The sequence below is a fragment of the Janthinobacterium sp. LPB2021202312-11-4 genome (assembly GCF_037049705.1).
Taxonomy (GTDB): domain Bacteria; phylum Pseudomonadota; class Gammaproteobacteria; order Pseudomonadales; family Pseudomonadaceae; genus Aquipseudomonas.
The window spans coordinates 1-23,018 of the sequence record NZ_JBAGKV010000047.1 but is presented as its reverse complement, the minus strand read 5'-3'; the positions used below and the strand labels follow the sequence as shown (position 1 = coordinate 23,018).

21 protein-coding genes are annotated in these 23,018 nt (G+C 58.4%); 9 read left to right on the top strand and 12 right to left on the bottom strand.

What is annotated here, in order from left to right; genetic code table 11:
• The first annotated feature begins 13 nt into the window (after positions 1–13).
• Together cobA and V5E99_RS29295 are read left to right on the top strand one after the other, a co-directional pair.
• Positions 14–853: a uroporphyrinogen-III C-methyltransferase gene (gene cobA / locus V5E99_RS29300; protein ID WP_499805932.1), complete on the top strand. Its 840-nt coding sequence runs from the start codon at positions 14–16 to the stop codon at positions 851–853.
• A complete protein-coding gene (locus V5E99_RS29295) occupies positions 850–2,355 on the top strand; it encodes a cytochrome D1 domain-containing protein (RefSeq protein ID WP_499805931.1) in 1,506 nt (501 codons plus the stop codon). Before cobA ends, V5E99_RS29295 begins: the two co-directional genes overlap by 4 nt.
• 21 nt (positions 2,356–2,376) lie before the next feature.
• Here the strand turns inward: V5E99_RS29295 and V5E99_RS29290 are convergent, their stop codons facing one another.
• The 10 genes from V5E99_RS29290 to V5E99_RS29245 all read right to left on the bottom strand — a co-directional run bounded on the left by V5E99_RS29290 (position 2,377) and on the right by V5E99_RS29245 (position 14,454).
• Entirely contained in the window at positions 2,377–3,120 is a 744-nt protein-coding gene (locus tag V5E99_RS29290; protein ID WP_499805930.1) for an SDR family NAD(P)-dependent oxidoreductase, read from the bottom strand.
• 130 nt (positions 3,121–3,250) lie between these two features.
• Positions 3,251–3,775 carry a nitrous oxide reductase accessory protein NosL gene (locus tag V5E99_RS29285; RefSeq protein WP_499805929.1) on the bottom strand — a complete coding sequence of 175 codons (525 nt, stop codon included), beginning with the start codon at positions 3,773–3,775 and terminating at the stop codon, positions 3,251–3,253.
• Positions 3,776–3,806: 31 nt separating this feature from the next.
• Positions 3,807–4,637, bottom strand: a complete 831-nt coding sequence (locus tag V5E99_RS29280; protein WP_499805928.1) for an ABC transporter permease — start codon at positions 4,635–4,637, stop codon at positions 3,807–3,809.
• A complete protein-coding gene (locus V5E99_RS29275; protein WP_499805927.1) occupies positions 4,634–5,557 on the bottom strand; it encodes an ABC transporter ATP-binding protein in 924 nt (307 codons plus the stop codon). Before V5E99_RS29275 ends, V5E99_RS29280 begins: the two co-directional genes overlap by 4 nt.
• Positions 5,554–6,861, bottom strand: coding sequence for a nitrous oxide reductase family maturation protein NosD (locus V5E99_RS29270; protein ID WP_499805926.1), 1,308 nt, complete (start codon positions 6,859–6,861; stop codon positions 5,554–5,556). Before V5E99_RS29270 ends, V5E99_RS29275 begins: the two co-directional genes overlap by 4 nt.
• A 27-nt stretch (positions 6,862–6,888) precedes the next feature.
• Positions 6,889–8,808 carry a TAT-dependent nitrous-oxide reductase gene (gene nosZ / locus V5E99_RS29265; RefSeq protein ID WP_499805925.1) on the bottom strand — a complete coding sequence of 640 codons (1,920 nt, stop codon included), beginning with the start codon at positions 8,806–8,808 and terminating at the stop codon, positions 6,889–6,891.
• Between the two features lie 55 nt (positions 8,809–8,863).
• The gene (gene nosR, locus V5E99_RS29260; protein ID WP_499805924.1) at positions 8,864–11,074 is read right to left on the bottom strand and encodes a transcriptional regulator NosR; all 2,211 of its coding nucleotides are present in this window, start codon (positions 11,072–11,074) and stop codon (positions 8,864–8,866) included.
• A gap of 76 nt (positions 11,075–11,150) precedes the next feature.
• Positions 11,151–12,539, bottom strand: coding sequence for an oxygen-independent coproporphyrinogen III oxidase (gene hemN / locus V5E99_RS29255; RefSeq protein ID WP_499805923.1), 1,389 nt, complete (start codon positions 12,537–12,539; stop codon positions 11,151–11,153).
• Positions 12,523–13,908: an oxygen-independent coproporphyrinogen III oxidase gene (locus tag V5E99_RS29250; RefSeq protein ID WP_499805922.1), complete on the bottom strand. Its 1,386-nt coding sequence runs from the start codon at positions 13,906–13,908 to the stop codon at positions 12,523–12,525. Before V5E99_RS29250 ends, hemN begins: the two co-directional genes overlap by 17 nt.
• Positions 13,909–14,010: 102 nt before the next feature.
• Positions 14,011–14,454 (bottom strand): CopD family copper resistance protein, encoded by a 444-nt coding sequence (locus V5E99_RS29245; RefSeq protein WP_499805921.1) that lies wholly within the window; start codon positions 14,452–14,454, stop codon positions 14,011–14,013.
• A 251-nt stretch (positions 14,455–14,705) separates the two neighbouring features.
• Here V5E99_RS29245 and V5E99_RS29240 point away from each other — a divergent pair, with 251 nt between their 5' ends.
• The 5 genes from V5E99_RS29240 (at position 14,706) to V5E99_RS29220 (ending at position 21,160) form a co-directional block, all read left to right on the top strand.
• Positions 14,706–15,377 carry a class I SAM-dependent methyltransferase gene (locus V5E99_RS29240; protein ID WP_499805920.1) on the top strand — a complete coding sequence of 224 codons (672 nt, stop codon included), beginning with the start codon at positions 14,706–14,708 and terminating at the stop codon, positions 15,375–15,377.
• A gap of 564 nt (positions 15,378–15,941) precedes the next feature.
• A complete protein-coding gene (locus tag V5E99_RS29235) occupies positions 15,942–16,541 on the top strand; it encodes a tyrosine-type recombinase/integrase (protein WP_499805919.1) in 600 nt (199 codons plus the stop codon).
• 1,007 nt (positions 16,542–17,548) lie between these two features.
• Positions 17,549–19,753: a transposase gene (locus tag V5E99_RS29230; protein WP_499805918.1), complete on the top strand. Its 2,205-nt coding sequence runs from the start codon at positions 17,549–17,551 to the stop codon at positions 19,751–19,753.
• A 55-nt stretch (positions 19,754–19,808) separates the two neighbouring features.
• Entirely contained in the window at positions 19,809–20,531 is a 723-nt protein-coding gene (locus V5E99_RS29225) for an AAA family ATPase (RefSeq protein ID WP_499805917.1), read from the top strand.
• Between the two features lie 26 nt (positions 20,532–20,557).
• Positions 20,558–21,160 carry a hypothetical protein gene (locus V5E99_RS29220; protein WP_499805916.1) on the top strand — a complete coding sequence of 201 codons (603 nt, stop codon included), beginning with the start codon at positions 20,558–20,560 and terminating at the stop codon, positions 21,158–21,160.
• Positions 21,161–21,179: 19 nt separating this feature from the next.
• Here the strand turns inward: V5E99_RS29220 and V5E99_RS29215 are convergent, their stop codons facing one another.
• Together V5E99_RS29215 and V5E99_RS29210 are read right to left on the bottom strand one after the other, a co-directional pair.
• Positions 21,180–21,497 (bottom strand): hypothetical protein, encoded by a 318-nt coding sequence (locus V5E99_RS29215; RefSeq protein WP_499805915.1) that lies wholly within the window; start codon positions 21,495–21,497, stop codon positions 21,180–21,182.
• A gap of 54 nt (positions 21,498–21,551) precedes the next feature.
• Positions 21,552–22,085: a hypothetical protein gene (locus V5E99_RS29210; protein WP_499805914.1), complete on the bottom strand. Its 534-nt coding sequence runs from the start codon at positions 22,083–22,085 to the stop codon at positions 21,552–21,554.
• 358 nt (positions 22,086–22,443) lie between these two features.
• On the opposite strand from V5E99_RS29210, the gene V5E99_RS29205 reads away from it, so the two are divergent.
• Together V5E99_RS29205 and V5E99_RS29200 are read left to right on the top strand one after the other, a co-directional pair.
• A complete protein-coding gene (locus V5E99_RS29205) occupies positions 22,444–22,809 on the top strand; it encodes a Mor transcription activator family protein (protein ID WP_499805913.1) in 366 nt (121 codons plus the stop codon).
• Positions 22,810–22,819: 10 nt separating this feature from the next.
• Positions 22,820–23,018, top strand: a 199-nt coding sequence (locus tag V5E99_RS29200; protein WP_499805912.1) for a hypothetical protein, incomplete at its 3' end; no start/stop codon positions are given.

The window sequence follows — 23,018 nt, the reverse complement described above, 5'->3', positions numbered from 1 at the left end:
CCAAGGACGTCCCATGCCTCCATCCATTGCTATACCAGCCGCACTTGAGTCGCCGTTCAGACCGGGCGAAGTCGCCCTGGTCGGCGCCGGCCCCGGCGACCCGCGCCTGCTGACCCTGCGCGCCTGGAGCCTGTTGATGCAGGCCGACGCCGTGGTCTATGACCGCCTGATCAGCCCCGAGCTACTGACCTTGATTCCGCTGACCTGCGCGCGGCATTACGTCGGCAAGGCCAGCGGCTGCCACAGCCTGCCCCAGGAACAGATCAACGAACTGCTCGCCGACCTCGCCGATCAGGGACAACGGGTGGTTCGACTCAAGGGGGGCGACCCATTCATATTCGGTCGCGGGGCCGAAGAGCTTCAATATTTGCTGCAACGGGGTATCGACTGCCAAGTGGTCCCGGGCATTACCGCCGCTTCCGGGTGTAGCGCCTATGCGGGGATTCCGCTGACCCACCGGGACCTGGTCAACTCCTGCCGGTTCATCACCGGGCACCTGCAACAGGACGGCGAATTGTCGCTGCCCTGGCGCAGCCTGGCCGACAGCAGTCAGACCCTGGTGTTTTACATGGGGCTATCGAACCTGGCGATCATCGCCCAGCGCCTGATCGAAGCCGGCATGTCCGCCGATACGCCGGCGGCGCTGATCAGCAACGGCACCCGCCCCGATCAGCATGTCGTCCGTGGGCCACTGCAGCAACTGCCGAGCCTGGCACTGGCGTGTCCGCCGGGCATTCCGACGTTGACGGTGATCGGCAAAGTGGTCGATCTGTTCGCTGCCCAACCACTGGAATACCCGGCGCGCCTGTACCCCGTTCAGGTGCTGCAACACCAGGGCGAGGTGACGCGATGAAACGTCTCATGCTTGCCCCACTGCTCTGGGTCGCTGCCGTCCAGGCCGGCACTGCGCTGCCGCCCGCAAGCGCGGCGCTTGAACAGGCGGCGGACAACTACCGACAACATTGCCAGAGCTGCCACGGCGCCAACCGTTTCGGCGCTGCCGGCCCGGCCTTGCTCCCGGAAAGCCTTAGCCGGATCAAACCGGATGAAATTCGCAGCGTGATTGAAAGCGGTCGCCCTGCCAGCCAGATGGCCGGTTACGCCAAGGTGCTCAGCGCCGCGCAGATCGACGCGATGGTCGACTATTTGCAGCAACCGCCCGCGACGGCGCCGACCTGGAGCAACGCCGATATTCTCGCCAGTCACTCGCTACTCGCCGATATCAGCAAGCTGCCCAACACGCCTCAACACGGCGCCGACCCACTGAACCTGTTCGTGGTGGTGGAAGCCGGCGACCATCACATCGACATCCTCGACGGCGACCGCTTTGAAGTGCTCGCCCGGTTCGCTTCGCACTTTGCGGTGCATGGCGGGCCGAAGTTTTCGCCGGACGGACGCTTCGTCTACATAGCTTCGCGCGATGGCTGGATCAGCCTGTACGACTTGCACAACCTGAAACTGATCGCCGAGGTCCGCGCCGGGCTCAACACCCGCAACCTCGCGGTGAGCAAGGATGGACGCTGGGTGTTGGTGGGTAACTACCTGCCGGGCAACCTGGTGGTGCTTGATGCCCGGGATCTGTCGCTGGTCAAAACCATCCCGACGATTGGCCTGGACGGCACCGCGTCGAGGGTCAGCGCGGTCTACACCGCCCCGCCACGGGACAGCTTCATCGTCGCGCTCAAGGACGTGAAGGAAGTCTGGGAGTTGTCCAGCGCCGGCACACCGGACTTCGTGCCACGGCGCATCCACGCCGAAGATGTGCTGGACGACTTTTCCTTTTCACCGGACTACAAACAACTGCTGGCCACCTCGCGCAAGGCCAAGGGCGGACAGGTGATCGACCTCGACACGGGCAAGGTGGTCACCGACATACCGCTGCCGGGGATGCCGCACCTGGGGTCCGGGACCTACTGGAAACGTAACGGTGAATGGGTATTCGCCACGCCAAACATCAGCAAGGGGCTGATCTCGGTCATCGACTTCAAGACCTGGAAACTGATCAAGGAAATCCCGACCCTGGGGCCGGGTTTCTTCATGCGCAGTCACGTCAATTCACGGTACGCCTGGACCGACTTGTTCTTTGGGCCCGACAACGATGCCATCCACCTGATCGACAAACAGACCCTGGAAATCGCCCACACGCTCAGGCCAATGCCCGGCAAGACCGCCGCCCACGTCGAGTTCACCCGCGACGGCCGCTACCTGCTGCTGAGTATCTGGGCCACTGATGGTGCGCTGATCGTTTACGACAGCAACACCCTCAAAGAGATCAAGCGCCTGCCGATGAACAAGCCGTCGGGCAAGTACAACGTCGGCAACAAGATCGAGTTTGCGGAGGGTACCTCTCACTAGCGGGATGTACCTGCCGCAGCGTCAGCCCAGGGTGTAACCGTTATCGACTTTCCAGTCCTGACCGTAAACACCCCGGGCACCTTGGGACAGTTGAAAGACAATCACGTTGGCCACTGCCGAGGCATCGAGAAAATGGCCAGGCAACAGGCGTTTGCCAAGGGTGTCGGCGACGTCGCCGAGCTCCCCTTCGTTCAAGCCCAGGTGGTCCCACATCGAGGTGGCGGTCGGCCCTGGGGAGACCAGATTGATGCGCACATCAAAGCGCGCAAACTCCACCGCCAACGTGCGCGCCTGAGCCGTGAGCGCAGCCTTGCTGGCAATGCAGGCCGCCAGGCCAGGGAAGCTCGAACCGGTCAGGAAACTCCCGACAAACACCACCGACGCCGGACTGGCCAGCGTCCCGCGCAACGCCGCCAGGGTGTTCAGCGCCCCGGCACCGTTGACCGCCCACTGACGCTGGAACGCGGGCATGTCGAGGCTGTCGGCCATTTCGGCGATCCCCGCGTTGGGCACCAGATAATCCACCGGACCCAGCGCCGACGCACGCTCGGCCAGGCCGCGCAGGTCGTCCTGACAGGTGACGTCGCCGGCGCACCATTGCAGTCGCTCGCCGTAGATCTGCTGCAAGGTCGGCAATTCGCCGACGGTCCGTGACATCGCCAGCACCTTGACCCCGCGCGGTAAAAGCGCGGCGCACAAGGCCAGGCCAATCCCGGAACTGGCGCCGGTGATCACGGCCAAACGATCCTGAAACTCGGTGTGCATCATGTTCTCCTGGGCATCGTTGATGCCAAGCACTGGGGACGTTACGGGCCCCTATCTTTGAACAAGTGCGTAAAAACCGACTTGACCGCGATCAGATTTCTTTCGAAGGCGTACCGATGAAACAACGGGATCAATGACTCGCGTGAGACATGGCCGGCTGCTGAAGCACACTCTGATCGATATCGTTGAAGCGCAGCACACGACCACCCTGCTCGGCGGCCAGTTTTTCGGCGGCCTGCTGGCTGGAGAACGACGCCAGCACCACGCCCATGGCGCCTTTAAGCTGCGTGCCGACCACGTAGAAGGCCTCCCGGGCATCGATCAGATAGGCATCATTCGGTGCATTCCACGGACTGCGGCCCATGTCGTGGACATACAACTTGGCATCGCCATGATGGTTTTCGGGCTGCAACCACCAACCCATCATTTCCGCCGTGGAGCAGAATTTCTTGGTGCCGCTGTGCTCGACCACCTCGCCCTTGGGGCCTGGGAAGCCATCGATGATCATGCCGCAGACATGGCATTCATCACTGGGGTGAAAGGCTGTCGGCGCGTCGCTGTAGGTGGTTTGCACGGGTTGGTCACACGCCGCCAGCAGCAGGCAGACCATCAGCCCGGCCACGGCGCGGACCGTCGTCACATAAAGAGTGTTCATCGTCAGGTGCTCCAAAAACCAAGAAGGGAATTCATGTCGCCCGTCGCCGGAACAGCAGCCAGGCCCAGCCCAAAGGCCCGGCCACCCACAACAACAGGCACAACCAAAGCGTCGCGCCGGGTATCGGCAGATCGCTGCCCAGGGTCAGCACACCGGCGGCCGTGGCGCCGGGTTCAAAACCGGAGAGGTTGATCAAGCGATAGATGTCGGCAGGATTGAGCAGCAGCAACCAGGGCAGCACTTTCGGGTTGAACTGCCCTTCGCTGAGCACCAGCAATGCCAGCAGCGCCAGATCGAACACCAGCACAAAGAAGAACCACACCCCCAGCGCCAGCCCGGCCGCCGTGGATTTTTCGGCAGACACGCTGCTCAGCCCATAGGCCAACCCCAGAAAGCCCCAGCCGAGTAACGTCGACGACAGCATGAAGCGTCCAAACGCCCAGAGCAGCAGGCTCAGTTCGACGTCCTTGACCAGCACGGCAATCGCCAGCATCGCGCAGCCGAAACCGATCAGCGTCGCCAGCGCCAGGATCAGCCCGTGCCCGACAAACTTGCCGAGCAAGATGTGCCCGCGCCCCAGCGGATAGGTCAGCAACAGCAGCAAGGTGCCGCTTTCGTCCTCGCCGACGATGGCGTCATAGGCCAGCAACAAGGCAATCAGCGGCATCAGGAACGTCGCCAGGCTGGCCAGGCTCGCGATGGTGGCGGGCACCGAGGTAAAGCCCACCTGGCCGGAAGCCGCCGCCCCGAGCCAAGCGATGCCGGTGGCCAACACCGCGAACAACAGGCTGATGGCCAACAACCAGCGGTTGCGTAAACCGTCATTGAATTCCTTGCGGGCCATGTTCCAGATCGGGCTCATAGCACCTCTCCCATCGCTGCCGCGCCGGCCCGGCTCATGTAATAACGGTAAATGTCTTCCAGGGACGGCGGATCGATTTCCACGTCCGCCGGCTCGTCGTCATTGAGCAATTGGCGCAACAGGCCGAGCTTGCTGCCATTGACGGCGGCCACTTCAAGCCCCTCCACGCCCCAGCGCCGAGTGACATGCCCGGCGTGGTTCCAGGAGTCCTGCAACGGTCCGGCGTGCTTGAGGCCGTTGGCGCGAATCAGCGTCGGCAGCCCGGCTTCCTCGCGCAGGCTGCGCAGACTGCCCAGCGCCAGCAGGCGCCCCTGGGTCAGAATCGCGGCACGGTTGATGTGGGCCTCGACACCCGGCAGTACATGAGAGCAAAGAATGATGCTGGTGCCCTGACTGCGCAGTCGGTCGAGTAACCGATACAAGTCTTGAGTGGCGATGGGATCGAGGCCGACGGTCGGCTCGTCGAGCAGCAACAAACGCGGCGCACCGAGCAACGCTTGCGCCAGTCCCAGACGCTGGCGCATGCCCTTGGAGTAGGTCTTGACCCGTCGATGCGCCGCGCCCGCCAGGCCGACTTCCTCCAGCAGCCCATCCACTTGCGTGGCCGCCGCACCCTTGAGTCGCGCGAAATGGCGCAAGGTCTCCAGGCCGCTCAGTTGCGGATAAAAGGTCACGTTCTCCGGCAGGTAGCCCAGCAGGCGCCGAACGTGCGGATCACTGGGCAAACGGCCAAACACCCGGACCTGGCCTTCACTGGGCCGGAGCAGGCCGAGCACCAGTTTCATGCTGGTGGTCTTGCCCGCGCCGTTGTGCCCGAACAGGCCCAGCACTTCACCTTCGGCCAGGCTCAGGTTCAACTGATGCAGCACCGTGGTGTGCCCATAGCGCTGACTGACGCCTTCCATGTCGATGACGCTCATGCGACGGGCTCCTTGGCCAGGGGTTGAGGGGAGGATTTCATCAGTGGATGGCTGTCCAGCACCCCCGGCGATTTCATCACCGGAAACGCCCGTTGCACCCAGCGCAGCAATTCGATCCCGGGGCTGTTCATCAACAGCCGCACCTGCGGGTACAACCACAGCAGGCGATCGACGTTGTCATTCGGTTCGTAGGGGATATCGCCCAGGCCATCGTTGTTGCGGTCCCAGCCCAGGTAATCGCTCCAGTAATTGCCCCGGCCATCCACCGACCACTCCTGCAAACGGGTGGCGACGTATTTGACCTGGCGTTGGTTGCCGACAAACGCGTTGTCGGCGATGCGGTTGTCTTCAGAGCCGGCGGTGAGGTGAATGCCCACCGCGCTGTGTTCGAAGTGGTTGTGTTCGATGCGGTTGAACAGCGAGTTGTAGATGAACAGCGCCTTGCCCTCGGCGCCGCTGATCATGCTGTCGCCGGTCGAGCCGTCGCGCACGTCGGTGACGAAGTTGTCGCGCAAGGTTGAGTAGGTGATGTAGTTCATCAGGATGCCGTAGTTCTGATCCTGTTCGGAGCGGTTGCCGATCACCGTGAGCTGGCGGCTTTGCATCAAGGCGTAGCCGGTGCGAGTACGGCGGGTGGTGTTGCCGATCAAGCGGTTGTCGTTGGCGAACATGTAATGCACGCCGTAACGCAGGTCCTCCAGGGTGTTGTCCTGCAGCAGGTTGCCGTTGGAGGTGTCGATGTAGATGCCATCGCGGGTGTCGCGCACCTGGTTGCCAATGACCCTGGCGCCATGCACCGCATACAGATGAATACCGTTGCCACGGTCCTGGGAGCGCAGCGTCGGGTCGCCCTGAATGCGGTTGTCGATCAGGCTCGCATCCTGCGTGCCGTCGACCCAGATACCGAAACCCTGGCCTTGCATGCGATTGTTTTTGATCACCGCGCCACGGGCCTTTGGCTGGAGGAACACCGCCGCATTCATGGCGGTGAGATCGTGCCCCCAGTCCAGGAACGTGCAGCCCTCGATCCGGACATCCGGGGCACTGACGATCACCCCGTTGCCCTGCCCTTGAGCCTGAAACACCGCGCCAGGCTCACACACAATCTGCATCGGTTGATCGACGCTGAACGAACCACGGTACTCGCCCGCCGGCAAATGCCAGCGTTGTTCAGCGTCAACCTGCAACGGCAACGCGGTGATCGGCTGCACCGCCGCCGCTGCGCCACCTGACATCAACAGGAATGTCAGCACAACGGACTGCATCCGCGAGGCTCGCACCGGGTTTGTTTTGCTGTCGGCCATGCGCCCGCTCCTGTCGATTGGCAACCGTCAGGCCGGCTCGACCTTCATGCGCCCGACCATTTCCATGTGCAACGCATGGCAGAACCAGCTGCAGTAGTACCAATGCAGGCCGGGCTTGTCGGCGGTGAAGGTGATGGACGAGGTTTGCTGCGGGCTGATCTCCATGCTCGCGCCGTGGTTGGTCATGACGAAGCCGTGGGTCACATCTTCAATCTGGTCGATGTTGGTGATGGTCACGGTGACCTCGTCGCCCAGTTTGACGGTGAACTCAGAGAGACCGTAGGCCGGAGCCATCGACGTCATGTACACCCGCACCTTCCGGCCGTCACGGATGACCTTGTTGTCGGTCTCCAGCTTGATGCCGTCCTTCGCCGCTATCGCCACGGTTTCGGCGAAAAACGGGTCGTTGCGATCCCAGATTTTCTTGGTTTTGATCTGGTCGCGACGGGCCATGATGCAGTCGTGGGGTTCGGCGAACGCCGGGCCGTCGTGCACCAGCTTCATTTCGTCGCCGGAAATATCGATCAACTGGTCGTTTTCCGGGTGCAGCGGCCCGGTCGGCAGGAAGCGGTCCTTGGAGAACTTGCACAACACCACCAGCCACTTGCCATCCGCTTCACTGGTTTCGGTCAGTGAGGCATGGTTATGGCCGGGCTGGTAATGCACGTCGAGCTTCTGCTTGATGTAATTGACCTTCTCGCCCTTATAGGCGCGAATCGCTTCTTCCATGTTCCACTTCACCACCTGACTGTCGATGAACAACGTGGTGTAGGCGTTGCCGCGACCGTCGAACGTGGTGTGCAACGGGCCCAGGCCCAACTCAGGTTCGGCGATGATGACCTCGCGCGGGTCCTTGAATTTGTCGGCAAACAGGTCGTCCAGTCGGTCGATGGCAATCATCGACACCGTCGGCGACAGCTTGCCGTTGGCAATGAAGTACTTGCCGTCGGATGAAGTGTTGAGGCCGTGGGGGTTCTTCGGCACCGGAATGTAGCGAGTGAATTCGGAGTCTTTGCCATCGGTTTTGCGACCGTCGACCACCGGTACTTTCGAGCCGTCCAGGTGGATGAACTTGCCAGCCTTGATCGCGGCCTCGATACGCGGAATGTTGAACACCACCACCCAGTCGCGCTCGTTGCGCATCATGCCGCCCAGGTCGAAGGCTTTCTCCGAGTTGTAGCAGGTGGAAGCGGCGTACTTGCCGGTGTAGTCCGCGTCGGAGTTGTCCAGGTTGCCGTCGACGATGACCTGGAAGGCCATTTCCATTTTCTCGGCGTCGATGGCGTTGAACATGGTGAAGCTGTTCTTGTCTTGCAGGTCGAACGTATGGCCGTCATTGGGGTGCGGAATGATGAACTCGGCATTGGCGAACACGTACTTGGTGTAGGGCACTTTTTGCAGGCGCAGACCGTGGATCGCTTGCACGTTCGGCACGGTGAGCATCTTGTCGCACTTCATGATGTCCAGACGGATGCGCGCGACACGGGAGTTAGCCTTGTCGTTGATAAACAGGTATTTGCCGTCGTACTTGCCGTCCGTCATGGAGATGTGCGGGTGATGGCAATCGCCGTTCTGGAACCGGCCACTGTCGCCAAGGATGCGTTTGCTTTCGTTGGTCAGCCCCCAACCGGTGGCCGAGTCGACGTTGAACACCGGAATACGCAACAGCTCGCGCATCGACGGGATACCCATGATCCGCACTTCGCCCTGATGGCCGCCGCTCCAGAAGCCGTAGTACTCGTCGAGCTCGCCGGGGCCGACATGGATTTTCGCTTGCGCATCCTTGACCGCCGCCGCCCATGACTCACGGCTGAACACCGTGCCGCCGAGGGCCGTGGCACCCGCCAGCACGGCACCGGTCACGGCGCTGCTGCCGAGGAAACCGCGACGGCTGAGCCCCGACTGTTCTTCTTCCTGCCCGGTTTTTTTTGATCCTGTGTCAGTCATGTTGCGTACTCCTTGAAGGGATAAAACGGTCACTGCGCACATGTGCTCGCGAGCCTCATTCAGGCGCCGTCACTTCCACGAGCGGTATCAGTTGCACAGCCACAGGCGCCGGTTTGCCGCGCTTCTTGCGCTTATTGATCAGCGGCGGGCATTTGTCGTCGTTGTGGTAGGTCATCTGGCAATCGAGGCAGTAGTGGCACTCGTTGGCATTGATCCGGCCATCCGGGTGAATCGCCTGGATTTCGCATTCTTTGGCGCACAACTGGCAGGGGCTGCCGCATTCCTTGCGGCGCTTGAGCCAGTCGAACAGACGAAATTGGCTCGGTATCGCCAACGCCGCGCCCAACGGGCAGATGTAGCGGCAATAGACCTTGCGCGTGAACAGGTTGATGACCAGCAACGCCACTGCGTACAGCACAAACCACCACTGGCGGTCGAACCTGAGGGTGACAGCGGTCTTGAACGGTTCCACTTCGGCGAACAGTTCGGCGCTGGACATCGACTCCAGGGAGATGCCAAACAGCAGCAGCAAAATGATGTACTTGATCGCCCACAGCCGCTCATGCACCGCGAACGGCAATTCGTACTGGGGAATTTTCAACTTGCGTGAGGCTTCGTTGATCAACTCTTGCAAGGCGCCAAACGGGCACAGCCAGCCGCAGAACACACCGCGACCCCATAGCAGAATGCTCGCAGCGGTAAAGACCCAGAGCAGAAAGATCAGCGGATCGGTGAGAAACAGCTCCCAGCGAAAGTGCTCGAACAGCGCGTGGACAAAGGTCAGGACGTTGACCACCGACAGCTGCCCCAAGGCGTACCAGCCGAGGAACACCACGGTAAAGATCAGGTAACCGCGCCGCAGCCAGTGCAGAAAATGCGGCCGGCGGGTGAACTTGTCTTGCAGGAACAGGATCGCCGTCAGCAGCAGCAACGCCGTTGCGAGTACGCCGATCTGAAAGTGTTTTTGATACCAGAGGGTCAACCACATCGGCCGGCCGGCTTCCTCGATAGCGGCCAGTTCTTGCGGCGTGGGGGCCGGTCGCTCAAGGTATTGCTCGGGCAATTGATAAGGCAGTTCGAAGCTGCTGAATGTGCCGCTGACCGGTCCGGTCTGACGCCGCACCAGCAACTCCAGGGACCAGGGCGACCCCGGATCAAAACCCGCCGATTGGCGAACAATGAACACCGACATTTCATTGAATTCGGGCATGCCCTGGGCAAACACATCGGAGAGCCGCTGGTGGTCCATGTCGCGAAAACTGATGACATTGCCGAACTGGCGCAATTGCACCCGATCGAAAATCCCGCCGCGCACATAACCCGAGCCCTTATAGGAAAACAACCCGCGCCCCAGTACCGCGATGGCCTGCTCGCCGGGTTTGAGATCCTGCATCAGGAGGCGATATTGATTGTCGCCCAACAGCGCGCGACCGATGGTCGGTGGGTTCAGGTCGGCGGTGTACAGCTCGATAAAGGTCTCATCGACTTGATCCGGGCCGGCGCTGTCGACGCCTTCGGCTTCGGTACCCTTGAACGCGGCATCCACCTGTCCACGGGTCAGGTTCAAGCGACGGATCGCACCGTTGCCGGTCAGTTGTTCCCACGTCGCGGGCTCGAAAAAGTCCGGGCGCACGATGGCCGGCCTGTTCACCACCCCGCCCCGGTCCGCAATCAGCTTGAGCGATACGGCCACCTCATGGGCGGCACGCATGATCACCTCGTTGACCACCATGGCGGTGACCGTGGCGCCGGCGATGGCATCCACGGTCACCGCACTCGAATCGCTGGAATGGCCGACCACCACCCGCTGACTGACCTTGATGCCTTTGTATTTGCCGGTGAACCCGTGAAGTTTTTCTTCGGGAATACCGATCAGCAGAATCGGTTCGTGGTGCTCCAGCACATAGGCGTCCTGAATCACACCGGCGGTGTCGAGGATCACTTGGGTATTGATCGGTTTACCCGAATAGGCCGGAATATCCACCACGTCCAGGCTCTGGAACACATAACCGATGACCTTGCCGGCAGCGGACAGCGTGCGCACTTTGTAGCGGCCTTCGGGCGCGGAAACCGTATCAGTGGCGGGAAACGTCTTGTCGATACGCTGCTGCTCAATATCACCGTAGGACTTGGCCTGCACCGCCGCGAACATGGCGATCAGCAGCAATAACATCACCAGTCCGACGCTCCTGGCGTGCCGGTTGCCATGTATTGCTGGCGGATGGATGGTCATGAGTTCGCTGATTTCAAGGGGTCTTGCGCTCATGTTAGGGAGCGTTGCGCGCCCTGCCCTTGATTGAAATCAACTCGCTAAAATCCTTGTGCCGGAGCGTCCCGAAGCCTCAAACAGTGCGGGAAAACTGGCCTTTCTGCGCGCCCCCCAGGTAGGCATCGAACGCCATCGCGACGCTGCGCATCATCAAATGCCCCTGGGGCAACAGCAGCAATTGGTCACGGTGAATCTCCAGCAGTCCGTCACGCACATGCTCGTCCAATTGCCCCAGCGCATCGGCGAAATAGTCGGTGAAACAAATGCCATGCCCCGCCTCGAACTTGCCGAAATCGATCCGGCCATGACACATCAGGTCGCTGATCACGTCACGGCGCAGCAGGTCATCGGCGTTCAAGCGGTAACCGCGATGCACCGGCAACAAGCCTTGATCGATGCGCGCGTAGTACTGCGAAAGCTCCTTGACGCTCTGGCTGTAGCTGTCGCCGACCTTGCCGATCGACGACACCCCCAGACCGATCAGATCGCAGTCGGCATGGGTCGAGTACCCCTGGAAATTGCGTTGCAGAGTGCCGTGGGTGCGGGCCAGTGCCAGTTCATCGTCCGGCAAGGCAAAGTGATCCATGCCGATATAGACATAACCGGCCTCGGTCAGACGGCGGATGGTCAGCTCCAGCAACTCCAGCTTGCGCTCCGGTGGTGGCATGTCCTCGCGGCGAATCAAGCGTTGCGCGCGCACCAGCTCCGGCAAATGGGCATAGCTGTAGGCGGCAATTCGATCCGGACGCAACGCGATGATTTTGCCGAGGGTGACATCGAAACTCTGCACCGTTTGCAGGGGCAAGCCGTAAATCAGATCGACGCTGATCGACTTGAATTGCGCCCGACGCGCTGCGGCGACCAATGCATAAATCTGCTCTTCACTTTGCTGGCGATTAACCGCTGCCTGCACGTCGGGGTCGAAGTCCTGCACGCCAAAACTCAGACGATTGAAGCCCAACTGGCGCAGCGACTGGATCTGTTCGGTGCTGATGGTGCGCGGATCGACCTCGATGGAAAACTCATGGTCATCGCTGTCGTCCATGTCGAAGGCCTGGTGCAGACAATCCATCAGGTCCGCCAACTGTTCGCTGGTCAAATAGGTCGGGGTGCCACCGCCCAGGTGCAGTTGCGTCAGCTTGCGCGTGCTGTCGAACAAGGCCGCTTGCATGGCGATTTCACGCTTGAGGTACGTCAGGTATTCGACGGCGCGGTGGGTTTTCTGAGTGATGATTTTGTTGCAGGCGCAGTAGTAACAAAGGCTCTTGCAGAACGGGATGTGGATGTACACCGACAGCGCTTTGGGCGTCAGCGCCTGATTGCTGTCAGAGGCAGCACGCTGATAGTCATCGACGGCGAACGCCTGATGAAACTGCGGCGCGGTCGGGTAAGAGGTATAGCGCGGGCCGGGACGGTCGTACTTTTCGACCAGGGCGCGATTGAAATCAAATGAAGTCGTCATGATCCATCCACTCACAAGGGGGTTCGTGCCCCGCACCGCCCGAATCCTTTTCAAACACGTTGCAGATGGCATCTACGTGCGGCCGACCGGCCGGAAGAATACTGATGAAACGGTCCGACAGTTCAATCAACCCGTCACGGGTCAATTGCTCCAACACAGGCCAGGCGGCATAAAAGTACTGGCGAAAAACCAGTCCATAACGTGTCTCGATGGCCTGGATATCCAGTTCCAGATCACACGCCAGGCGCTCCATCACCAGGTGCCTGACCTGATCCCCGGCCTCGCAGCGCCAGCCGCGACTTGTCGGCAATTGGTCCATGTCCAGGTATTGCTGATAGCGCTCCAGTTCGTTGGTGTTTTGCGCATACAAATCGTCGATCTGACTGATCGCGCCCAAGCCGAAGCCGATCTGGTCGCAATACCCGTAACGGGTAAACCCCTCACAATTGCGCCGCAGTCGGCCGCGTTCCTGAGCAATCGCCAAATCGTCGTCGGGCCGGACAAACTGCCCCAGGCCGATGTACTGATAACCGGCGCCGAGCAACTGTTCAAAGCAGTTCTGGCGCATCGCGCCTTTATCGTCCTCGCTGGAAAACGCCCTGCGGGGGTCGGCGGCCATCGACCGATAGCGTTGGGGTGGCCGGGCATAATCAAACACCAGCAACCGGTCTGGCTCCAGTTCGATGAGGGTGGCCAATTTCAGCGCGAAACTTTCCGGCGTCTGCCAGGCATGGCCATACCCCAGATCGACATTGATGGAGCGATAACCAAAGGTCCGGGCGGCATCGATCAGCGAATGGATGGGGGCCGGGTTCTGGTAGCAGTCCACCGACATCTCACTGTCGGCACCGATGTCCGGAACGCCGATGCTGACATGGTTGAACCCCAGTTCGCGCAGCACGCCCATGGTCGACCAATCGGTGTGGTGAAGGTCGACCTCAACGCTGTACTCACCGCACTCATGGCCGAGAAAGTTGAATCGGCCACGCAGGTGACTCATCAGCCGTCTCAGGTGGGCGATGGCGGGTGTTCCGCCCCCCAGATGAAACTGCTCGACCCGCTGCCCCGTTCCCAGGTGACAACCGACCAGGTCAATTTCATGTTGCAGACGCTGCAGATAGCGCTCGACCCCACTGTGCCCGCATGAAATATCGCGAGGGGAACACAAGGCCGGCCCCAGGCTGGAAGGCAGTTGCACGTTCAGGGACAACGGACGGCGCCTCTGGCGACTGCTGCGCAAGGCCCGAAGCAGATCCAGAGAACCGATGCCGTCATGGAACTTATCAGTCTCGACATGGCAGTTGGGGTCGAGCACGCCTTGATCGCACCGAGCGTTCAGCTCGCCGGGGTGGTGAAATAGATTGAGCATGACGGGTCTCCGAGACTGGCTGCGGACCACCAGTGTCGGGGGCTGGCGCGCAATGCTCCTTGATTTGCATCAAGCATGGCCAAAGTGCTCGTTGCGCCCCGATCACCACGTCAGATAAAACATGCCCTTGGCCAGCAGCACGATGACGATCATGTGGCAGAACAGGCTGCCATGGATGAAATGCAGGTAGCGAGCACTCATCCGGTCACTTTTGAACAGAAACATGGCAACCAGGAAATGCAGGAGAACGCTGACGGCAACCACGATCTTCAACATCAGCAAAGTGCCGAACGATGAGGTCAACGGCGTTGCAAGAACCGGTAAATAGCGCAGCCAGACCATCCCCAGCCCGGCGCCGAACAACACCAGCAGCACCCATGGAATCAGGGTGCGGGCACGTCGACCGATGCCCTGCTCGACCAGCAACATGACCTTGACCGGCAACTGTTTGCGGATGCTTTCCAGGAACAGCACTTCGAAGAACACCGTGCCGATAAAGATCAGGGCGGCAAACAAATGCAGTGTCAGAAACAGCGGATAGAGCATGGGATTCTCGCTCTCAATACAACTGAACACGGATGACAGGGCGCACTCCATTCGCTCATGCGTTTGGCTGCCTGAATGCCAGCGATTTGCGCAACCTCCTCGCGCTGTTAACTGTCGGTTTTCCCCAGCGTACAGAGCCGCCTGAAGTTTGCGGTTGATATCAATCAAGTTATCCGGACAAGCTCATTGCCCCACGCGGGCGGCAGGCACTTGGCCTATCCTTTATCCAACTCACAACGCTGGCCGCCGACATGCCCACTCCCGAATCCACCCTCCTCCAGAGCTGGCACCACAACGCCCGATCCTGGATTGAAGCCATCCGCACCGGTGCCATCGAAAGCCGCCTCAAAGTCACTGACCAGGCAATCCTTCTGGCAGTGCTGAGCCGCCAGCCCGGGCTTGTGCTCGACTTGGGCTGCGGCGAGGGCTGGCTGTTGCGGGCGCTGACTGAACGGGGCATCACGGCAGTGGGTGTGGACGGCGATGCGACGCTGGTCGAGGCAGCACGGGCGGCGGGCTCGTTGCAGGTGCATGTGGGGAGCTATGACGAGTTAGTCGAGCAGACGGTGGACATCGGTAGCGACTACGACCTGATCTGCGCCAACTTCGCCCTGCTGCACCAGGACATCATCCCGCTGCTCGCCACCCTGAACGGCCTGCTCGCCCCTGGCGGTGCGCTGGTGATCCAGACGCTGCATCCGTGGGTCGCCGCAGCGGGCGACTATCAGGACGGTTGGCGCGAAGAGACCTTCGCCGGGTTCAAGGGGCAGTGGCAACCGATGCCGTGGTACTTGCGCACCTTGTCCAGTTGGATCAATGCGCTGGACATGGCCGGTTTTCAGCTGGCTGGCCTGCAAGAGCCGCAGCACCCGCAAAGCCCTGTGCCGCAGTCGTTGTTGTTGGTGGCTGAGCGGCGGGAGTGAGGGCAATCGGCAGCCGTCATTGCGTCAGTCACTGAATTTACCCACGGTGTCGGACAGACTCTGTCCGAGCAGTCGAAGCCCCTCGCTGGACCTCTCCAGGCGTTCTCCAACATTTGCGCTGCTTTCGCTGACTTCACGAACACGCGTCATGCTCAGCCGAGTCTATTTTGCTGTTCTGTTACGGAGGCATCTGATGCAAAAAAATCAGCGCGACGCAGACGCGCCCATCACATGAACGTCGGAGTACTTTCAGCCAATGACGACAGGCAGGAACCGGCCGAGGCTGTGTAAACACGATTTGGATTGGCGCATCTGCCTGAGATCGCGTGGAACATCACGTTCCTACGTAAAATTCAGGTCTACTGAGTAGCGGGTCTTCACCAAATCTCACATACTGAATCGTTTCCGCATCTCTTAGCTCATTTCCGCAACCCTGTGGGAACGGGTACCGACAACTGACAGAAAGGCCTGTGTCCGGACAACCCGGCAGCCAGCACTATCAACCGCATCGAGAAGAAACAAAGGAAGCGCCACACCGTCGATGGCCTGAAAGCCATCAGGGAGATGTCGCCCGCCTGGCTGCAGAATGCAATCGATCTGGCCCTGATCACCGCGCAGCGCCGCACCGACATCCTAGATATGAGATTCGACGGGGCTCGGGAGGGGTTCTTGTATGTCGTGCAGAAGAAGACGGCCAAGGCCAGCGATGCGGCGTGGATTCGCTTTCGGGTGACACCGGAACTCCAGGCAGTCATCAGCCGATGCCGTGACGATGTTGTTTCGCCGTACCTGGTGCATCGCAAGCCAGAGCGGCTGAAACAGAAACAGGCACAGACCAAGGACCACTGGACGAAGGTTGAAGAGAGGTATTTGACTCGAGCGTTCAAGGAAGCCCGGGAGGCAGCTGAATGCTACAAGGGATGGAAGGAAGAAGAGATGCCGGGCTTTCACGAAGTGCGAGCACTGTCGCTTCATCTGTACAAGAAAGCCGGAAAGGATGGGCAGAAAATCGCGGGCCATGCGAGCGAGGGCATGACCAAAAACTACCAGCGAGATCACGAGGAAATCATCTGGTCAGAGGCGATTTGTGGGGAGGTGGCAGGTTTGGCACTGGTGAGGAAGCCGGCGGGAAGAAGCGGGATTATCCGAGACAAAACGAGCTAAGCCATGTAGATCAAGGGTTTCCGGCCTGCACCTCTTATCAACTCAACCCTGAATCAGTGCCAAAGACGCGCTAAGCAAAAAAGACGACATTTAGAGTGGTATCGCACCCTTTTGCAGATTCTTTGGCATACGTTGCTCTTCATCTAATAATCATTAAAGAGCCCGAGAACAAGGCCTCTTGACTCACTTCCTGACCATCAAACTGGTTCTTTTTCTAGCGGACGAAAAGGATGCGAGCACCTTTTCTGTTTCCATCGTTTCGTTTTGATATCAAACCATTGTTTTATAAAGGTTTATTTTTACTTTCGTGTTAATGGTCAGGTGATTTAAAACGGATGCAAAAAGAAACAGATGCAACGCATTTCCCCCGCCACCTTTCTATCCCCTACGAAACGTTAGCTCTTGCCGATCACATGGGAAACCGCTAATGTCCACATGTCGCTGCATATCAGCGACCGGGTTTGACGGCCCGAGCAAGTTGGCGCATAAGCGCCCACCATTCGACAGCAGGCGCTTTTTTTGTGCCTGCCGTTTCGTGTTATGGCGGCTGTGCGTGGGGCACCTTCGGGTGCGCTGGGTGCCAACTTTCCCGGTCCGTCAACCCGCGCACAGCTGCCACCCTAAATCGTTTGACGGCGATTGGTGACAGCTCCACATATTAAGTTGGAGCAACACCCCATGATGCAACATACCCGCAATCCGTCCGCTCTTAGCCGCGCAGCAGCCCTCAGAGCTATGGCTCTCTCCGCTCTACGAGCAGACTCATCACTTTCCGTACGCCTTGGTCGCTACAACGCCGCTATGGAAAAGGCCCGTGCTCTTGAATCAAGCCACGATGTTGCGGAGGTGACCCATGGCTAACTTCAAGCCTCTCGACTCCAACTCACAAGGCTCTTCAAACCCAGTCCTTTACCTCAATGACAGTGCAACTCGACGGGATCTGATGGACGCCGCTGACTGGCGTCTAGGTGCCGTTAAAGACCTGCTTTCTGTATTGAGCGTTTGCAATGCAGATGACACTGGGGCTCGGGACATCGCGAAGGTTTCGCGTGCTCTACAGCTACTCGTTGAAGATGCTGACTCTCTATACCAGGCCGCTCGCCAAGCAGCATAGCGATAGCTACAGGCTCTGGTGCCAATGGCACCAGGGCCTGTCGTCCGGTAACGAAGCAGGAGGTCTGCTGATGCAAAGCTGGTACACCGCCAAAGAGCTCGCCGGTTTAACTGGCATGCCAAAAACGACTCAGGGCGTTAGGAAAACTGCATCGCGTGCGGGTTGGAAAAGCCAACTTAGGCAAGGGTCAAAAGCACATGAATTTCCATTCGTTCAATTACCGGTCGATACCCAAACAGCGCTAATTGCCCAATCAGTCGCAACGCTGCAAACGTCACCGTGTGCCAATACCTCCCAAATTTTATTAGAGCGTGACACTGTTTGTCCGTCACGCTTAAACGAAGGTCAACGCTCTGTAATGACGGCTCGCCTAGCTTTTGTGCGCGAGATCGAGCGATTGAATCACACCATCAGTCAGCAACGCGCCATCGAGACTCTAGTAAGTCTGGCGAAAGCCGACCAACTCAGCACATACCTGACTGGTCTCGTGGAACGGGCGAACAATCGTAAATCCGGCGAGCGGTCTTTGAGCGAGCGCACGCTAAAACGCTGGCTGGCCGACTATCGTAAAAAGGGTGAAATCGGCTTGGCTCCAGCGCACCGCCAGAAAGACTTGAGTCTGCCAATATGGTCAGCGGCATTCCTAACTTGCTATCAGCGCCCGACGAAGCCCAGCGTCGAAGCTGCTTATGCCGAGTTTGCCCTCAAGCATCCAGCCGAGCGCCCGAGTATTCATGTCGTCCGCCGCTTCCTTAATAAGTTGAGCGCCGAGGCCCGTGAGCGCGGCCGTCGCTCCCCGCAGGAGCTGAAGGCCCTACAACCCTTCAAGCGCCGGACCACAAAAAACCTGCTCCCATGCGACGTGCTTACCGCCGACGGCCACAAGTTCGACGCCGAGGTATTGAACCCGCGCACCGGCAAGCCTTACCGCCCGGAAGTAACCACCGTCCTTGACGTCGCAACGCGGAAGGCACTGGGCATTTCCATCGGTGAGGCCGAGTCAACCATCGGCGTGATGGACGCCCTGCGTGACGCCATGCAGCACGGCATGTTCGCCATGTTCTACGTCGACAATGGCTCAGGCTTTCATAACGACACCGTCCGTGAAGTGGTCGACCGTCTCGGCGGCACCATGACCCACGCATTGCCCTATAACAGCCAGGCACGCGGTCTTATCGAGCGCTCCCATCAAACGATTTGGGTCAACGCGGCCAAGAAACTAACCAGCTATATCGGCGCCGACATGGACAAGCATGCTGGCACCAAAGTACATCGGATCGGCCGCAAAGAGCTGCGCGAAACCGGCCGCACCCGTTTGATTCCGACCTTTGCCGAGTTCATGGCCGGTGTCGAATATGAGATTGAAACCTACAACAATAGCCCGCACCGGGGGCTCGCCAAACTCCGCGATCCGCTGACCGGCAAGATTCGTCACATGAGCCCAAATGAGGCCTGGAGCGCAGCCATTGCCGCTGGCTGGGGGCCGATTGTGGCACCCGCCGAGTTGTTGAATGACCTGACACGCCCGCAAGTTATCCGCCCGACACGTCGCGGTGAAGTTACTTGGGCCGGCGAAACCTATTTCCTGGACGCTTTGCGCAACTTTCAGGGCGAGCAAATCCGCCTGGCATACGACGTGCGCGATTCATCCCGCGTGTGGGTCCGCACGTTGAACGGGGAGTTGATCGGCGAAGCAATCCTCGACGACAACGCCAGCGATTACATTCCGAAATCCATGATTGAAAAGGCCTACGACAAACGTGAGAAAGGCCAGATGAAACGCGCCGTGGACAAGCTGGAAACTCTGACCGGCAGCCGCGTAGAAATGGTCACAACCTCACCCGCCCCGTCCGCCGACCTCAGTGCCGAGCAACTGGCCGACGCTCAGCGCTTTGCCGCAAGCCTTACGGCTCCCAAAACCAACAGATTCGAATTACCCAGCGACCCGATAGGTAGGTATCGACTGTGGGAAGCACTCAACAGACGCTTCCAAGGCGGGGAGATTCTTAACGGAGAAGAAGGTTTATGGCATGAGCGATACCCGCGCCATCTCGACTTCACCGCCATCAAGCGGATGTATGAGCACACCAACTCGTAGGGCCATTGCCAACGCTGATGGCCGATAGCACGAAAACAACATGGAGAAGCACGGAATGAGCGCACCGAAGATAGTCCCCCTGACAAACGTCGGCTTGCTGGCCAGCGCAGTTGAGCGTGCTATGGCACGACCATCCAACTTACCCGGATTAGTGGTGATGTACGGTGCTAGCGGGTTAGGCAAAACCGTGGGAGCAACATTCGCGGCGAACATCTATCGCGCCTATTACGTCGAATGCCGGGACACTTGGACAAAGAAGGCCTTTCTCGCCGCCGTTTTGCGGGAGATGACGATAGTGCCCAGTCGCACCATGTCGGAGATGGTTGATCAAATCGCAGATCAATTGTCACGGAGCGGGCGCCCTCTTATCGTCGACGATGCACAGTACCTTCTAGAAAAGGCAGCGGCCAACGTTCTGACTGACATCTATAACGCCAGCCACGGGACCATTGTTTTGATCGGAGAAGAGCGTGTGCCGTTCAGCCTAGCCAAGCTTGAGCGCCTACATAATAGGGTATTGGAGTGGGTGCCAGCACAACCTGCCACACAGGAAGATCTGCGAACGTTGTCAGCCGCCTGCTATCCGCATCTCCAGATTCATGACGACCTTCTTGAAGACCTACGAAAAGCCGTGCGTGGCTGCTTACGTCGAGTGGTGGTAAATCTTTACCGCCTTCAATCCGAAGCCCAAGCGTTCGGCTGGGACTCTGTTGATAGTGCTCAGTGGGGAGACCGTGGCTGGTTCACCGGCGAGGCACCATTGCGGAGAACACTCTGATGGGCAGTGGCCGGAAGCCCGCGCACATGGTCATTCAGGACGGTAAAAGCAATCGTCAGCGTATGTGGGAAATGATTAGAAAGCATCCTGAGGGGATTAGTTGTTACACCATCAGTCGGCGTACTGACCTCAACGATGAAACCGTTCAGACGTACATAAAAAGCTTGAGGAAAGCCGGCTATCTGGAGCGCGGCGATGGTGTTGGGGATCGAGCGGAATTCCAGTTAGTTCGTGACGTGGGCACCGAGGCTCCACAGCTTCGACTGGACGGCACCCCGAGTCGACAAGGTCGCGGCACTGAAGCCATGTGGCGCACGCTCAGGATGCTGGACGAAGTCAACGCGACCGAACTTGCGATGTACGCCAGTACAGCGGCGACGACAGGCGTCGCCACAGCAAAAAACTATCTCAAATGGCTGAATTGGGCCGGCTATTTAACTATCGTTTCACCATCAATACCGGGACGGCAGGCACGCTATAGCTTAAAAACTGGTATGTACACAGGACCATTACCCCCGATAATTCAGCGCTGCGGACAGTTGTACGACCCTAACCTTAACCAGATTACCTTCACTCGAAACACGGATGACAGTTTGCAAACTGGCATCGAAAAGGATGCCAGCAATTAACCTGCCCCTAAATATTTACCTACTTCTCGGATTCATCTCGACTACCGGATTCGATACGAATCTTACGAATCAGCGCCCCACTAAAAGCACTGTGAAAACGTTCCATAATCCGCCCTTCCCTTTTAATGGAGTGCGGAGTTTCTTTTGAGGTCTGTAACGCTCGAATGGTAGTACCCCCAACGATAGCATCAGCCATAAGCTGAGGGAGAAGCTCAACGGCGCAAATAGAACATACGAAAATATCAATATCCCCCATCCACAACGCAGCAGCCTTTTGCTCAGAACAAAATGAACACTTTTGATTGCAGTCTTCCACACTTCTTTCAATTGCCAACATAAATACCACCCTCACTAACTTACTGTTCAATTCAAATCGCACGACCAGCGAACACTACCCTAGCGTAGCAATCCACACTTCGTGCATTCCAGACATTTTTCTCATCTCAGCAAAAGCATACAAAACAGCAAATCTATGGCTCCCTTCCAGCAGATGAAAAGGTGAGTCACATCTAAATCCCCAAGAAGTTAAAATCTCGCCTTTAGGGTTAGCGAGTAAAATTGGTGGCACCGGCCAAGTACCATACAGGTCAATATATTCAGCAATCCTTGACATTCTTCGGCTAGAGTTATTTTTCTGAAAGTGGTCTCTATACTGTATGACTACAGGATTCTCACTCAGGCAAGGCTGCATAATTTTAGAAACCGAAAACTGTTCGAGAGAAAAAGATACGGACGCATAGTCCAGCCAATAATTGGCTTCAAACGAATCAGAATGTTCATAAAACCACTGCCCAATGACCTCCGGGGGGAGATTGGGGAAAACAGAGCGGACCCGTGAGCTATACGCTCCCTTGCTCTCTAGGGGCTCATCCATATCATCCGTTCTAAGACGAAGCGCAGCGACTTCGCTGGAGAAAATCCTCATACGTACTGCACCTTACGACTATGAACACCGCCTGAAAGATCAGACAAAATCCCAACGCTCCCAAAACGCCGCTAAGCGAATTCTATCAAGGCATGGCAACCCTTGCACCTAAATGCCGGCCTCGTTGTTTCTAACGCGGGTCTAACGCCCTTTGTGGGCGCACAATGCACCACGTCTCTCAAGGGTTATGCCTCTCAATGCAAAAAGTCATGATACTCACGGTTTGACTCGCACCCTCCTCTCTATAGGCAGGACTCTTGTTCCGCGCCGAAAACCTTAAACCCCCCTGATATACGAAAGTCTAACGAAAAGCGTTTCAATGATTCCTGTCGGTGCAAGGTTGGCTGGAGGTATTGAAATGCATGAGAGTGAAAAGAGGGTTGGGCAAAAAAAAGACGTGAGTCCTTTGCCTAAGAGCATGATCGAGATGCTCGAAATAATTGAGCACTCTATTAATAGAGAGATGGACCTCGATGCTTCGCCGCATCACTTGGCAAGGTCGGCCGTTATTGCTGTATGCGATGTTATGGGGGGTGGAATGATCTATCTGCCACGCGGCACAGCATTAAAGAAAAAACTCAGGTGTGAAGCGCTTTACGCCGATTTTCTGAATGGCATGACCCATGAGGACCTAATTAGAAAGTACACAATGGCGTCACAAACGGTGTACGGCATTATCACTGACGAACGCGCATTGAGTCTTGCGACGAACTTGAAACACTGAAGGGGGCTGCGTGAGCGAAGAAGAAAAACAGAGTAAGAAGGGAAGGCGTATTCCAAGTGGAACTTGGGAAGGAACCGCGCTTGAGCTTTTCAAGTCGATTGAAAGCTCAATAGCATATGCCTTGAAGCATGGAGTGTCGCCAGATCACCTTGCAAGCAACGTGGTCACAGGACTTTCCATTAATTTCGGCGGGCGAGTAATTTATATAC

Excerpts from the sequence above, each read along its gene's own strand:
- V5E99_RS29225 (WP_499805917.1), top strand. The coding sequence starts at position 19,809 with ATGAGCGCACCGAAGATAGTCCCCCTGACAAACGTCGGCTTGCTGGCC.
- V5E99_RS29275 (WP_499805927.1), bottom strand. The coding sequence starts at position 5,557 with ATGAGCGTCATCGACATGGAAGGCGTCAGTCAGCGCTATGGGCACACC.
- nosZ (WP_499805925.1), bottom strand. The coding sequence starts at position 8,808 with ATGACTGACACAGGATCAAAAAAAACCGGGCAGGAAGAAGAACAGTCG.
- V5E99_RS29235 (WP_499805919.1), top strand. The coding sequence starts at position 15,942 with ATGTCGCCCGCCTGGCTGCAGAATGCAATCGATCTGGCCCTGATCACC.
- V5E99_RS29230 (WP_499805918.1), top strand. The coding sequence starts at position 17,549 with ATGCAGATGACACTGGGGCTCGGGACATCGCGAAGGTTTCGCGTGCTC.
- nosR (WP_499805924.1), bottom strand. The coding sequence starts at position 11,074 with ATGAGCGCAAGACCCCTTGAAATCAGCGAACTCATGACCATCCATCCG.
- V5E99_RS29280 (WP_499805928.1), bottom strand. The coding sequence starts at position 4,637 with ATGAGCCCGATCTGGAACATGGCCCGCAAGGAATTCAATGACGGTTTA.
- V5E99_RS29295 (WP_499805931.1), top strand. The coding sequence starts at position 850 with ATGAAACGTCTCATGCTTGCCCCACTGCTCTGGGTCGCTGCCGTCCAG.
- V5E99_RS29220 (WP_499805916.1), top strand. The coding sequence starts at position 20,558 with ATGGTCATTCAGGACGGTAAAAGCAATCGTCAGCGTATGTGGGAAATG.
- V5E99_RS29240 (WP_499805920.1), top strand. The coding sequence starts at position 14,706 with ATGCCCACTCCCGAATCCACCCTCCTCCAGAGCTGGCACCACAACGCC.
- V5E99_RS29210 (WP_499805914.1), bottom strand. The coding sequence starts at position 22,085 with ATGAGGATTTTCTCCAGCGAAGTCGCTGCGCTTCGTCTTAGAACGGAT.
- V5E99_RS29270 (WP_499805926.1), bottom strand. The coding sequence starts at position 6,861 with ATGGCCGACAGCAAAACAAACCCGGTGCGAGCCTCGCGGATGCAGTCC.
- V5E99_RS29290 (WP_499805930.1), bottom strand. The coding sequence starts at position 3,120 with ATGCACACCGAGTTTCAGGATCGTTTGGCCGTGATCACCGGCGCCAGT.
- V5E99_RS29250 (WP_499805922.1), bottom strand. The coding sequence starts at position 13,908 with ATGCTCAATCTATTTCACCACCCCGGCGAGCTGAACGCTCGGTGCGAT.
- V5E99_RS29205 (WP_499805913.1), top strand. The coding sequence starts at position 22,444 with ATGCATGAGAGTGAAAAGAGGGTTGGGCAAAAAAAAGACGTGAGTCCT.
- hemN (WP_499805923.1), bottom strand. The coding sequence starts at position 12,539 with ATGACGACTTCATTTGATTTCAATCGCGCCCTGGTCGAAAAGTACGAC.
- V5E99_RS29285 (WP_499805929.1), bottom strand. The coding sequence starts at position 3,775 with ATGAACACTCTTTATGTGACGACGGTCCGCGCCGTGGCCGGGCTGATG.
- V5E99_RS29215 (WP_499805915.1), bottom strand. The coding sequence starts at position 21,497 with ATGTTGGCAATTGAAAGAAGTGTGGAAGACTGCAATCAAAAGTGTTCA.
- cobA (WP_499805932.1), top strand. The coding sequence starts at position 14 with ATGCCTCCATCCATTGCTATACCAGCCGCACTTGAGTCGCCGTTCAGA.
- V5E99_RS29245 (WP_499805921.1), bottom strand. The coding sequence starts at position 14,454 with ATGCTCTATCCGCTGTTTCTGACACTGCATTTGTTTGCCGCCCTGATC.